Origin of the sequence: Parashewanella tropica, assembly GCF_004358445.1 — a bacterium.
Lineage (GTDB): Bacteria > Pseudomonadota > Gammaproteobacteria > Enterobacterales > Shewanellaceae > Parashewanella > Parashewanella tropica.
On sequence record NZ_CP037951.1, the window covers coordinates 3,217,978 to 3,230,000 of the forward strand.

A 12,023-nucleotide genomic window follows, 5' to 3' on the forward strand; every position below is an offset into this window, starting at 1 on the left:
ATTTAAAAGAAGTATGTTATGCACCTCGCTTTATCGGATCGCACATTATCTCTGTCTCTAAATCGCTACCCTCAGTTTGCCAATGCCAATTTACAAGCGTGGGATGCTGCCGATGAATATTTGCTTAAGCAGTTGTTAGAATCAGAACTCGCATTTAGCAAGGTCGCTATTATTAATGACAGTTTCGGTGCACTTACGTGCGCATTGACTCAGCAATTTCCTCAAACCTCATTATTTGTTGAAACAGATAACAAAACCAGTCAATTAGGCACCATCGCGAACCTCGAAGCTAACCAGCTTGTTCAAGACAACATTGAATGGCTAAACAGTCGTGAAGATTTGCCAGAAAATATCGACTTGGTATTAATGAAGCTCCCTAAAAACCTGAATTACTTCGCCCACCAGCTAAGTCGATTGTCGCAGGTGCTAAAACAAGAAACGAAAGTACTGATTGCCGCTAAAGCTAAGAATATCAATAAATCGGTGATCGAGCTTATTAAGCAACAACTTGGTGAGGCAAGTGCAAGTTTGGCTTGGAAAAAATGCCGAGTGATCACTTGTGTGACTGACGGTACAAAGAGAAATGCCCCCAACAACACACATTGGGAGATCCCTGAATATCAACTCCAACTCAATAACTTCAGCAATGTATTTGCAGCGAATAAATTGGATATTGGTGCAAGAGCATTATTACAATTTTTCCCAAAAGGCGACTTTAGCAATATTGTCGACCTTGGCTGTGGTAATGGTGTTTTGGGGCTAAGAGCAGCGCAAATATTCCCTAATGCAAACATTCATTTTGTGGATGATTCTGAAATGGCAGTTGCTTCAGCACAAAACAACTGGCAACTCAATGGCTTTGACTTAGCAAAGGGTCACTTTCACTGGGATGACTGCTTAACAAATTTGGATTCAGAAGTTAAACCTGATTTAGTCATTTGTAATCCCCCTTTTCATCAAGGTGAAGCCATTACCGATCATATTGCATGGCAAATGTTTTTAGATGCTAAACGTAAATTAGTCCAAGGTGGTGTTTTACATGTGGTTGGTAATCGTCATTTGGGATATCACATTAAACTTAAGCGCTTATTTGGAAACTGTAAGACTGTAGGCTCTAACGGTAAATTTGTGGTTTTACAATCGGTTAAAGACGCATAAATGAATAACAATTAATCATGTCACTTTAGATACTTTGATAACCTAAACAATATCTTAGGTTATCGAATATTCATTATGGCTAAACCAATATCTTCTACCGACACCGCATTTAATGGGTTTTATAACTCTGTTGATGATTTAATCCAATTGACGGGTAGCAGTCAAAAAATTAAAGACCGCCTTTCTCAGCTTACAGAAGGTAGGAACGAAATTTGTTTTAAAGTAAAAGTAAAAAATAACTATGAACTCCTCCAGTATATCATTCTAAAAGATGATGAAGGCTTGCATCACCAAGGTTTTACCCCACAGCCTAATAGCAAACTTCCTAAAGCCGCCATACAGGAGTTACAATCTAAAATTGCAAGTTATGAAGTAACCCCTAAACCTTTGCAATCTCAATTACAACCATTTATGACTATTGGGTTCACTCCTATTAACAATGAACGAGAGCCTGTTCAGCAAGACTCAGACTTGTTAAGTCTGAGTTCCAACCCGTTTGTTCAAGATGCAAATTATGGTTCAGGAGCTCTTGATTTAACCTCTTTACAAGTCCGTAGCGAATTGAAATTCAATACTTCCTATAAAAAATAAAACTTGAATGGCAACTTTTAAGTTGTTCAGCTTAGCGCTCCTCATTTCAATTCGCTATTCAGTGCATCAACAGCAGTTAGTAATTGTTGCTCAAGCTCTGCATCCTTAATTACCTCTTCCGCACCTTGAAAATTATCGAAATAACTAGGAAGAGAAAACTGAGCGATGACTTTCATATCAAAATAAGGTGCCGAAGTCACAGCTTGTGTAAGGACATTATTGGCGCCACCAGGACCTGGAGAAGTCGCGAGTAACAACGCAGGCTTACTTTGATATACAGAACGATCTATTCTTGACGTCCAGTCAAACACATTCTTATACGCCACCGAATACGTGCCGTTATGTTCGGCAAAACCGATAATGATGGCATCAGCTTCAGCGATTTTAGATCTAAAGTCATAAGCAAGTTGTGGTATACCTGAAACTTCTTCTCTATCTTGGCTATAAATAGGCATTTCGTAATCATTAAGATCTAGTACTTCAATGTTTACATTATGGCTCGAAGCCCCTTTAACTCGCTGAGCCACATACATAGCGAGCTGTTTGTTGATTGATTGACTGTGATTGGTTGCCGCAAATACGAGTACTCTCATGTTCATTTTCACTCTGTGTAATTTAAGACAACTACAGCTTAGTTTGTTTACATTAAAGTTTTAATATCTATAAAATTGAAATACTATTTCCATATGAGTTGAAATAAGCAGAGCGACACCAATGAAATATCAACCTCAATTATTGGATGGCATACTGATTTTCAATCAAGTGATTCAATCTAATAGCTTTACCAAAGCCGCTGAAGTCACTGGACACTCACCTTCACATATAAGTAAAGAGGTAAATAAATTAGAATCTCGACTTGGTGTACGCTTACTTAATCGAACAACCCGCAAACTGAGTTTAACGCCGGAAGGTGAGCAATTTCATCAACACAGTCTACAACTCATTCAAGATACGCTTAACGTTCAAGAACAACTCCAAGGCTTACAACATGAGCCCTCAGGGCTGTTAAGAGTCAGCTGTATGGCCGATTTTCAATCCTCAAAAATGCAAAAAATCATTGATGAGTTTTTAGAACAGTACCCTAAGGTCAAATTAGAAATGGAGTTATCAAATCGACGTGTTGATATCATCACCGAAGGGTTTGATCTCGTCATGCGCGCCACCAGGGATATTGATGATTCAAGCTTTATCTGCCGCAAATTGCTTTCATTTAAAGCCCTAACCTTAGCTTCACCAGAGTACTTAACCCGATTTGGCACACCGACAAAACCTGAAGATCTCACGGCACACCATTGCCTAGGCTATTCTCATGCCAAAAATCCAAATGTATGGGGCTATCAATCCAACAATGAAAAAGAAAACACTATTCCAATTAATGTCCGCTTTCAAAGTAACGATTCCGAGATGTTAGTAGCCATGTGCACCGCAGGGAAAGGCATTGCTAGAATGCCATCTTTTTTGCTCGACACTCAGCTTGAGCAAGGCAAATTAATCAGCATTCTAGAAGGCTTTGAAGACAGAAGCATTGATGTGTACTTTATGTATCCAAGTAAAAAGCACTTATCAAGTAAGGTCAGAGCATTCATCGATTTTATTGTTGAAAGATTGTAAATTATATATATATTGCAGCAACGTTAGCTCTCACAGTGATTAACCCTGTGAGACTCTCTGCTTTATATCCCTAGTTCAACAATAAAAATCCCAAGTATCGGATCAATCTAAAGAAAAAATAATGAAATTCCTACCTCTCTTTTTGCTACTCCCATTTATAGCCTTTGCAAACCCGATCCCTGATTATCTGAAAGGACAACCCAATGAAGAGTATTTAAAAACTCTGCGTAAAATAAATGATATCTTTCCCCAAAAAAGCTCTCTTCAACAGCTCGTCATACTTTCTTCACCATATGGGATACTCGACATTCATCCAACTAAATTTTCGTCTTTAGAAGATAGAAATCAGTTTGCAAATTTCAATTTAGGTGTGATGGGCAGCATAGTTTCGGATCTAGAAGAAAATGTGGTGAGTAAGTTACCAGAGCTCGTACTCTGTCATAAAACTACCTGTAGAGAACACAGGTTATCGATAATAAAAAAAGCCATCAGCAGTACTCAAGCCATTGAAGGGTTCTTCGGTAATAATTCAGATATAAAAATCATCCAACGCCTTGATGACGCGGTTTATCGAGTCAATAACGCATTTTTTACCCCAACGATGATTATGGATTTCACGCCATCTGACGTAGCGGGTTTCATCCCTTCTGCTAAAGCAAAACATATTACTGATTTTTCAGATCAACCCTATTTTAGTCACTCTAAACAAACGAAAAGTCTCAGAAATTTAATGAAACAGCATTCTATTATCGCAATAGTTAAAGAGAATAATTCTCTCATCAATGTAATTTTTGGAGGACTGAGTAATAATCAATGGGGCTTCAAAATCGCCACAGCAAAACGTGATCAACCTAAGGTGGGCAAAACGAGTTCTTTAGGGTTCAAATATGATGATGTGATCAAACTATCGGATGCTATTTATTATTACCAAACCAATTGACTAACATTGCTTATCTGCAAGTTTTAAAAAGCGTGGTATTCGCTTTTTAACTACCATTTTGAACAGTGATCTTCTGTTATGCCAAGCACATTGTTTAAATGATAAATTCTCCCCTTACTATCAGTAATCTGACCATTAAAGTCACCGATAAACTGTTTGGTATTCGATTGCAGCCAGCCAAAATTGTGTTTATATATTCGCTGATTTCTCGGAGTAAAACTTAAATTAATTCCACCATCATGCGAAAAGAGGTGCCAACTCTCCCTTTTAACATGACGATCAAAATCAAAATGAACAGGGGGTAACAAATGCTTTTCACCATTTATCCAAAACACATTCTCAGTAGCACCCGTTTCGTTAATTCCAGCAGCTAAATTCAACCCAATGACTTTATCATCAGAAAAGGAATTAATTGATGCCCAACGCCAACTGACTTGTCGGCACATAAAACCAGCCATAAAGTCATAACTCGCAAGCGCTTTGTTTAAGGGTTGAGGCTCATTATTGATCGTAAGTCGCCCCGATGGTTTAAGACCATTATGCTTTTGAGTGTACGTCCAACCGTTATATCCCGTCGGCGTACACAGTGCGATTGGTAAGCTCAAACTGGGTGGGCTGAGTATGAGATCAGCTTGAATAGCTGAACTGTCTATCTTTAATTGCCATAGCCCTTCATTGATACTTAATGACATTGCTTTAGAACGTCCTCCAATGTAACTCTTACCATATTTAGGAGAGTGAGAAAGCGCATATCCTAACAGTGGTGGTCTTAACCAATTGGTTTCCACTAGAGTATTTTTATGGATGTCATAGAGATAAACAAAGCCTAACCCTAAATAACGAATATCAGCGATGGCTGCACCTAATAAGTAATGAGGAGTCAGAATCGACACAAATTGGAATTGCTTAAAGTGAAGATATTTTTTTAATGGATTTACTCTGTTATCCATTGAATTAAAGTAACAGAAATCTTCAATATTAATTTGGTCGACACCACCATCAAATTGACCGTAAGTAGGATTACCGTGAATGTCGATCAATCGTTCAGGGGCTAATTGAGAAAAACGACAAGGCATAAGTTTCCACCTCGTAAAACGGTTTTATCACAATGTGTTGCTTGATTTGATATACTGGCAAAATCAATCTTAACCTGTGCATATTATGGATAAATCCGCTTTTCTTGATGCCATGAATATTCAGCAATGGCAATCAGCAGCCAACGCCCAGTCTCAAGCAGCGTATTTGATTTTGCATGATGACGATGATACTCCCCCAACGGTTGAGTTTGTAGCACAAATCTTAAGGCTACTTGATTTATCTGAAGTGGAGTTTGCTTTTGCTGAACAACCAATAAAAGGGGCTCAAGTGATTTGGGATATGCGGCAGAGAAAAACTCGCCCCCATACCGCATTGATTGAATCAGCACCTATGGCTCAGCTACTTCAACAAAGCCAATCTAAGCGTGAGTTATGGCAACAGATTTGCCAGCATTTAAACCAATTAGATGCAAGGGCTTAAAATGGCTACCTCCATTTCTCCATTAGAAGTCGCAGACTGCGAAGTGTTGCATGCTATCGAGCAACAAGCACACTCACACCCTTGGTCATTACCAACGATACAATCTTGTTTTGGTGGTTTATATCACAATATTGGGCTTTATGAAGCAAATGAAATAGTAGGGTTTGCCATTGTTCAGCAAGTGATTGATGAAGCCACGTTAATGGATATTTGTGTCTCTCCTGCATGCCAAGGTAAAGGTTATGGTAAACAGTTACTTAAGCAAGTATTAGAACAAGCTCAACACAGGGGCGTGAAAATAATGATGTTAGAAGTAAGAGCTTCCAACCAAGCTGCCATAGCCTTATATTTGAAGCTTGGGTTTACCGAAACATACAGGCGTGAAGGATATTATCCAACAGAGTCAGGAAGGGAAGACGCGATAATGATGGAGCTCACGCTCACCTAGCATCAAAACCCAAAATAAAGGCTGCAAATGCAGCCTTTAAATACTCAATAGGTAGAAGTTACTTAACCTCTTTCCCCATCGCTTGTAAATCAGCATGATAACTTGAGCGAACCATAGGTCCGCAAGCTGCATGAGTAAAGCCAATGCTATCAGCGAACTCTTTAAGCTCATCAAATTCCGCAGGTGGAACATAACGAACCACAGGTAAATGGAATTTCGAAGGCTGTAGATACTGACCTAACGTTAGCATTTCGACATTATGCTCACGAAGATCTCTCAGAACTTGCATGATTTCTTCGTTTGACTCACCTAAGCCCATCATCAAACCAGACTTAGTTGGCACATCAGGGTGACGCTCTTTAAACTGCTTAAGCAAGTTTAGCGACCATTGATAGTTTGCCCCGGGACGAGCCTTACGATAATGTGCAGGCGCTGTTTCTAAATTGTGGTTAAACACATCAGGCGGATTTTGAGAGATAATATCCAACGCTTTTTCAGTACGACCGCGGAAGTCTGGTACTAAGATTTCAATCTTAATTTCAGGATTTAATACACGGATCTCACGAATACAATCAGCAAAGTGTTGTGCGCCACCATCACGTAAGTCATCACGGTCAACTGAGGTGATCACCACATATTTAAGCTTCATATCCTTAATGGTTTTCGCCAGTTTCTTTGGCTCTTCAGGATCTGGCTTAAGAGGACGACCGTGAGCAACATCGCAGAAAGGACAACGACGAGTACATATCGCACCTAAGATCATAAAGGTTGCCGTACCGTGGTTAAAACACTCAGACAGGTTTGGACACGAAGCTTCTTCACATACAGAATGCAAACCGTTACTTCTCAGTGCATTTTTAATTTCAGTAATGCGTTGGTTTGATGAAGGCAACTTAACTCTCAACCAGTCAGGCTTACGCAACATGGTTTCACGCTCAGAGGGAACAATTTTTACCGGAATACGCGATACTTTATCGGCATCACGTAACTTAACGCCCGGTTGAAGTCTTTCTGGTCTATTCATTTAAATCTGCTAATCCTTGATGTTGAACCAACTGCTTAAAACCTAATAGTTCAGCTAAGTGTGGGATTAATGACTCCGCGGCCTGTTCTACTGATTCAGGTCCACCTAATTCGTGACATTGTACCATCTGTAACCCTGCATATCCGCATGGATTAATTCGATGGAAAGGCTCCATATCCATATTCACGTTTAGCGCCAAACCATGAAAAGAACACCCTTTACGGATCCTCAATCCAAGAGAGGCAATTTTCGCTTCGTTAACATATACTCCCGGTGCATCCGCTTTTGGATAAGCTTCAACATCAAAGTCCTTCAGCATATCAACGATACTTTGTTCTATCGTTGTAACAAGTTGCCTAACGCCTATTTTAAGACGTTTGATGTCAAGTAGTGGATAAACCACTAACTGACCTGGGCCATGATAGGTAACCTGCCCGCCTCTATCCACTTGAATAACAGGGATATCACCAGCAAACAAAATATGTTCACTTTTACCCGCCTGTCCTTGAGTAAATACTGGAGGGTGCTCAACAACCCATAACTCGTCACGGCTATCGGCATCACGATTATCGGTGTACTCTTGCATGGCATGCCATACAGATTCGTAATCTTGTTGCCCTAAATATCGAATATGAAGCTTTGCATCTTGCAAGAGGAACTCTCCTAGACGTTATAGAACGCGCTTTACGCCTTCTATTTTAGCCAATTCAACGTATAACGTTTCCACATGTTCTTTGCTTGTCACTTTCACACGAATGGTCACGGAGTGATAAGTGCCCTTACTGGAGGCTTTAGTAGTAGGAGTGTAGTCGCCTGGTGCATGTTTCTGAACAACCGCGACAACACGATCGGCTAGCGTATCACACGCATCACCAACAACTTTAAAAGGAAAGGAGCAAGGAAACTCCATTAGTTCATCAAATTTGGTACTTAACATAGAAAATAACCAATACCATAGTACATTACTCAGATATGGTGGTGATTATACAGAAAACAAGCCATCAAAGGCTATTGTATTTGGACAAACCTCAGCACTAAAGCCGTCAATAAAGACAGCTTCAGAGCTGGTTTAAATTCAGAGATGAGAAAGAAAATCATTAATCGCTTTAAAGTAACTTTCAGGTGCGTCTCCCATTGTGATATGACTACCACCTTTACATTCTTTATGAACACCGTGAGGTAATTGCTCAGCCATCCAAGCAAGATGCTTAGGATCCATGGTATCGTGTTCACCACCAATCACTAACGTTGGAGTTTGGATGTCTTTGAGATCTTGGCTTCTATCCCAATCAGCAAGCTTTCCTTTAACACCAAATTCACTTGGCCCTTGCATTGGAATGTAAATATCATGATTGATTCGATTAAATGCATCCATGACGCATTCAGGCCAAGAATCAAAAGGGATGCGCATCACATGCTTTTCGTAATAATTAGGAATAAGTAGTTCCATAAATCGAGGGTTTTCGTAATCTTCCGCAGCATCTAATTGCATGATTTCTTTATAAACATCATCAGGCATCGAACTCTCAGCGAGCACCTTACTGTAAGCCCCGTAAGCAGGAACACTCGACATCATATTGGAGATAATCATGCCTTTCAAAGCAGCTTGGTGGTGAATGGCGTATTCCATTGCAAGTAACCCGCCCCAAGATTGTCCCATCAATATGAAATTGGTTTTATCCAAACCTAACGCCAAACGAACTTGCTCAACCTCATCCACGAATCGAGGTAACTCCCACAAACTATCATCTTTAGGTTTGTCACTTCGATGAGAGCCGAGTTGATCGTAATAGTAAAACTCATATCCAGCTTTATCAAAATACGGCTCGCACAACTTCATATAGTCATGACTACTCCCTGGACCACCATGCAGCAATAAAATTTTGCAATCAGGATTATCGCCGTGCTTTTCAACCCAGACTTTAAAAGTGCCTTTCGAAGTTTGAACATCAATGTAGTGAGCTTTTTCTGCCATTGCTATCTCAATAATTTCAAAAAAGTCGATACGGCAAAGATAGTACAAAACAGCAAGTTAGATAGGTGAAAAGAGGTTTGATACAGGTGAGGTTAAGCTAGTAAACCTTGAATCATTATCATAGATACAGATTAAGGATGATTAATTAAAAGCATCTTATACAGGGCTATATAATCAACAAAATCAACATATTTTTTGCACGAAATGTTACTACTGGAGATAAAATGTCAAACCAAAAACTTATTTTGATTACTGCAATATTTTTTTCAAGTTTTGCGCAAGCACATTCTTTAAAAGTCAGTGAGTTACCTTCAAAGCTCCAAGAAAATAATTTTGCATCCTTAGGTAATGGACAACAAGTATGCGATAGCGTTGCGTCGGATCACCCTAACGTAAAAACATGCTTCCCAATTCTAAACTTAAGTCAAAAAAACGCGCTTATATTGACCTTCCCAAATGGTAGTGATGATATCGTCCAATCGGATTCTAGTTACGCCGCCTTCAACATAACAGACAATAATTCCTTTGACACCACAATCACACTATTCGACGGCCGAGAAAAGACTAATGTCATCTATACAGGCCCAATAAAGAGTTGGGAAGGATTAATCTGTGATGACACCGAGTGCCACCCATGGCCCAAATAAAGTAATGCTATATACACTGACAGGTTAATTCTCGATTTAACATTGTTATTTTTTATAAAGCCTAAGTTGGAGAGTAATATGCTAAGTAAGAAGCTGCTTTTAATTACCTCAATATTTATTTCATTTGTTTGTCAGGCACAACCTGTAAATGAGCATTCCCAGAGATTTTTGAGAAATAATTTTACAGCCTTTACCAATGGACAATCATTCTGTCAAAGCGCTGTAGTTACGCATAAGAACATGAAAACCTGTTTTCCGGTATTCAACACCAGTGAACATGTAGGCTTAAAATTTAAATTACCCGACGGTAGCTATATGCCAGTCCAACAAGGAGAAATGGCCGCAACGATTGATACAACAAACGACAGCTCATTTAACACCGAGATCACATTAAATTGCACTGGCAAGTGTGATGTTGTTTATTCTGGAGCAATTAACAACATGGAAGGTTTGATCTGTAATGAGTTTGGTTGCAAGCCATGGAAATAATTTCAGTTTTAAATAAAAACTAGTACTTTCACTATCACATTGAAGTATTTATTGAGGACATAGGCTCACATGGGGGCGAAGACAGTGTGCTTTGAAAGCACTGTCGAAGCACGACCAGCTATGCTGCGAAGCTGAGAGGCCACGTATTAGAGTAGGTCATTGCCCGCAAAGTAAAAAGCCCTAGCATTTCTGCTAGGGCTTTCTCTTATTTGGCGTCTGGCAATGACCTACTCTCACATGGGGAAACCCCACACTACCATCGGCGAGGCTGCGTTTCACTTCTGAGTTCGGGATGGATTCAGGTGGGGCCACAGCTCTATTGTCACCAGACAAATTCTGTATTTTGGACTGGTTAATTGTCCGTCTGACGGTATTGTTTCCTCGCTCTAGTGCTCATGTACTTTAAGTACACTCCGCGCTTCGCTCGTCACGGCTTTGTCAGCCAAACAATTTCCTGCGTCTTTAACCAATCTTTTAATAATCTGGAAAGTGATTTCTCAATGTTCTCGCTTCATTAAGCGCTTTGTATTCTTTCTAAGGTTTAGCAAATTACTCTGAACTTTTAGTTCAGTAAAACCCATTAGGGTTGTATGGTTAAGCCTCACGAGTCATTAGTACAGGTTAGCTCAACGCCTCACAACGCTTACACACCCTGCCTATCAACGTCCTGGTCTCGGACGGCTCTTTAGAGACCTCTAAGGTCTAGGGATGACTCATCTCAGGGCTCGCTTCCCGCTTAGATGCTTTCAGCGGTTATCGATTCCGAACGTAGCTACCGGGCAATGCATTTGGCAATACAACCCGAACACCAGCGGTTCGTCCACTCCGGTCCTCTCGTACTAGGAGCAGCTCCCTTCAATCATCCAACGCCCACGGCAGATAGGGACCGAACTGTCTCACGACGTTCTGAACCCAGCTCGCGTACCACTTTAAATGGCGAACAGCCATACCCTTGGGACCGACTTCAGCCCCAGGATGTGATGAGCCGACATCGAGGTGCCAAACACCGCCGTCGATATGAACTCTTGGGCGGTATCAGCCTGTTATCCCCGGAGTACCTTTTATCCGTTGAGCGATGGCCCTTCCATTCAGAACCACCGGATCACTATGACCTACTTTCGTACCTGCTCGACGTGTCTGTCTCGCAGTTAAGCTAGCTTATGCCATTGCACTAACCACACGATGTCCGACCGTGTTTAGCTAACCTTCGTGCTCCTCCGTTACTCTTTGGGAGGAGACCGCCCCAGTCAAACTACCCACCAGGCACTGTCCTCAACCCCGATTAGGGGCCAGAGTTAGAACATCAACACTACAAGGGTGGTATTTCAAGGATGGCTCCATGCTATCTGGCGACAACACTTCAAAGCCTCCCACCTATCCTACACATGTAGGGTCAATGTTCAGTGCCAAGCTATAGTAAAGGTTCACGGGGTCTTTCCGTCTAGCCGCGGGTATACGGCATCTTCACCGCAATTTCAACTTCACTGAGTCTCGGCTGGAGACAGCGTGGCCATCATTACGCCATTCGTGCAGGTCGGAACTTACCCGACAAGGAATTTCGCTACCTTAGGACCGTTATAGTTACGGCCGCCGTTTACCGGGGCTTCGATCATGAGCTTCGA

Annotated in this window: 14 protein-coding genes and 2 rRNA genes (1 of these 16 running past the window's edge); 8 read left to right on the top strand and 8 right to left on the bottom strand. The window is 40.8% G+C overall.

Annotation, left to right across the window (positions count from 1 at the left end; translation table 11 throughout):
- Positions 1–18 precede the first annotated feature (18 nt).
- A complete protein-coding gene (locus tag E2H97_RS14245) occupies positions 19–1,158 on the top strand; it encodes a methyltransferase (RefSeq protein WP_133407750.1) in 1,140 nt (379 codons plus the stop codon).
- 75 nt (positions 1,159–1,233) lie between these two features.
- Positions 1,234–1,749: a hypothetical protein gene (locus tag E2H97_RS14250; RefSeq protein ID WP_133407751.1), complete on the top strand. Its 516-nt coding sequence runs from the start codon at positions 1,234–1,236 to the stop codon at positions 1,747–1,749.
- 41 nt (positions 1,750–1,790) lie between these two features.
- Here the strand turns inward: E2H97_RS14250 and E2H97_RS14255 are convergent, their stop codons facing one another.
- A complete protein-coding gene (locus E2H97_RS14255; protein WP_133408658.1) occupies positions 1,791–2,342 on the bottom strand; it encodes an NADPH-dependent FMN reductase in 552 nt (183 codons plus the stop codon).
- Positions 2,343–2,463: 121 nt separating this feature from the next.
- Between E2H97_RS14255 and E2H97_RS14260 the strand changes: the two genes are divergently transcribed.
- Together E2H97_RS14260 and E2H97_RS14265 are read left to right on the top strand one after the other, a co-directional pair.
- Complete coding sequence (locus tag E2H97_RS14260; protein WP_133407752.1) at positions 2,464–3,360, top strand: LysR family transcriptional regulator; 897 nt, start codon at positions 2,464–2,466, stop codon at positions 3,358–3,360.
- 121 nt (positions 3,361–3,481) lie between these two features.
- Complete coding sequence (locus E2H97_RS14265; protein WP_133407753.1) at positions 3,482–4,300, top strand: hypothetical protein; 819 nt, start codon at positions 3,482–3,484, stop codon at positions 4,298–4,300.
- Between the two features lie 50 nt (positions 4,301–4,350).
- Here E2H97_RS14265 and E2H97_RS14270 read toward each other — a convergent pair whose 3' ends face one another.
- Positions 4,351–5,376, bottom strand: a complete 1,026-nt coding sequence (locus tag E2H97_RS14270; protein WP_133407754.1) for a DUF2804 domain-containing protein — start codon at positions 5,374–5,376, stop codon at positions 4,351–4,353.
- Positions 5,377–5,461: 85 nt separating this feature from the next.
- On the opposite strand from E2H97_RS14270, the gene E2H97_RS14275 reads away from it, so the two are divergent.
- Entirely contained in the window at positions 5,462–5,818 is a 357-nt protein-coding gene (locus tag E2H97_RS14275; protein WP_133407755.1) for a DNA polymerase III subunit psi, read from the top strand.
- A gap of 1 nt (position 5,819) precedes the next feature.
- Positions 5,820–6,266 (top strand): ribosomal protein S18-alanine N-acetyltransferase, encoded by a 447-nt coding sequence (gene rimI / locus E2H97_RS14280; protein WP_133407756.1) that lies wholly within the window; start codon positions 5,820–5,822, stop codon positions 6,264–6,266.
- A 58-nt stretch (positions 6,267–6,324) separates the two neighbouring features.
- On the opposite strand, the gene lipA is transcribed toward rimI, so the two are convergent.
- From lipA to E2H97_RS14300, 4 genes are all read right to left on the bottom strand, one after another.
- On the bottom strand, positions 6,325–7,290 hold the full coding sequence (lipA, locus tag E2H97_RS14285) for a lipoyl synthase (protein WP_133407757.1): 966 nt from the start codon (positions 7,288–7,290) through the stop codon (positions 6,325–6,327).
- Positions 7,283–7,942, bottom strand: coding sequence for a lipoyl(octanoyl) transferase LipB (gene lipB, locus E2H97_RS14290; RefSeq protein WP_133407758.1), 660 nt, complete (start codon positions 7,940–7,942; stop codon positions 7,283–7,285). Before lipB ends, lipA begins: the two co-directional genes overlap by 8 nt.
- Before the next feature lie 18 nt (positions 7,943–7,960).
- Positions 7,961–8,227, bottom strand: a complete 267-nt coding sequence (gene ybeD, locus E2H97_RS14295) for a DUF493 family protein YbeD (RefSeq protein ID WP_133407759.1) — start codon at positions 8,225–8,227, stop codon at positions 7,961–7,963.
- A gap of 138 nt (positions 8,228–8,365) precedes the next feature.
- A complete protein-coding gene (locus E2H97_RS14300; protein WP_133407760.1) occupies positions 8,366–9,265 on the bottom strand; it encodes a proline iminopeptidase-family hydrolase in 900 nt (299 codons plus the stop codon).
- Positions 9,266–9,489: 224 nt separating this feature from the next.
- Between E2H97_RS14300 and E2H97_RS14305 the strand changes: the two genes are divergently transcribed.
- Together E2H97_RS14305 and E2H97_RS14310 are read left to right on the top strand one after the other, a co-directional pair.
- The gene (locus E2H97_RS14305; protein WP_133407761.1) at positions 9,490–9,912 is read left to right on the top strand and encodes a hypothetical protein; all 423 of its coding nucleotides are present in this window, start codon (positions 9,490–9,492) and stop codon (positions 9,910–9,912) included.
- A 78-nt stretch (positions 9,913–9,990) separates the two neighbouring features.
- Positions 9,991–10,401 (top strand): hypothetical protein, encoded by a 411-nt coding sequence (locus tag E2H97_RS14310; protein WP_133407762.1) that lies wholly within the window; start codon positions 9,991–9,993, stop codon positions 10,399–10,401.
- A gap of 214 nt (positions 10,402–10,615) precedes the next feature.
- On the opposite strand, the gene rrf is transcribed toward E2H97_RS14310, so the two are convergent.
- A 5S ribosomal RNA gene (rrf, locus tag E2H97_RS14315) occupies positions 10,616–10,731 on the bottom strand.
- 260 nt (positions 10,732–10,991) lie between these two features.
- Positions 10,992–12,023 (bottom strand): 23S ribosomal RNA (locus tag E2H97_RS14320) (it continues 1,860 nt past the right edge of the window).

Bases quoted from the DNA above. Each gene is read 5' to 3' on its own strand.
- E2H97_RS14245 (WP_133407750.1), top strand. From the start codon at position 19: ATGCACCTCGCTTTATCGGATCGCACATTATCTCTGTCTCTAAATCGC.
- E2H97_RS14250 (WP_133407751.1), top strand. From the start codon at position 1,234: ATGGCTAAACCAATATCTTCTACCGACACCGCATTTAATGGGTTTTAT.
- E2H97_RS14255 (WP_133408658.1), bottom strand. From the start codon at position 2,342: ATGAGAGTACTCGTATTTGCGGCAACCAATCACAGTCAATCAATCAAC.
- E2H97_RS14260 (WP_133407752.1), top strand. From the start codon at position 2,464: ATGAAATATCAACCTCAATTATTGGATGGCATACTGATTTTCAATCAA.
- E2H97_RS14265 (WP_133407753.1), top strand. From the start codon at position 3,482: ATGAAATTCCTACCTCTCTTTTTGCTACTCCCATTTATAGCCTTTGCA.
- E2H97_RS14270 (WP_133407754.1), bottom strand. From the start codon at position 5,376: ATGCCTTGTCGTTTTTCTCAATTAGCCCCTGAACGATTGATCGACATT.
- E2H97_RS14275 (WP_133407755.1), top strand. From the start codon at position 5,462: ATGGATAAATCCGCTTTTCTTGATGCCATGAATATTCAGCAATGGCAA.
- rimI (WP_133407756.1), top strand. From the start codon at position 5,820: ATGGCTACCTCCATTTCTCCATTAGAAGTCGCAGACTGCGAAGTGTTG.
- lipA (WP_133407757.1), bottom strand. From the start codon at position 7,290: ATGAATAGACCAGAAAGACTTCAACCGGGCGTTAAGTTACGTGATGCC.
- ybeD (WP_133407759.1), bottom strand. From the start codon at position 8,227: ATGTTAAGTACCAAATTTGATGAACTAATGGAGTTTCCTTGCTCCTTT.
- E2H97_RS14300 (WP_133407760.1), bottom strand. From the start codon at position 9,265: ATGGCAGAAAAAGCTCACTACATTGATGTTCAAACTTCGAAAGGCACT.
- E2H97_RS14305 (WP_133407761.1), top strand. From the start codon at position 9,490: ATGTCAAACCAAAAACTTATTTTGATTACTGCAATATTTTTTTCAAGT.
- E2H97_RS14310 (WP_133407762.1), top strand. From the start codon at position 9,991: ATGCTAAGTAAGAAGCTGCTTTTAATTACCTCAATATTTATTTCATTT.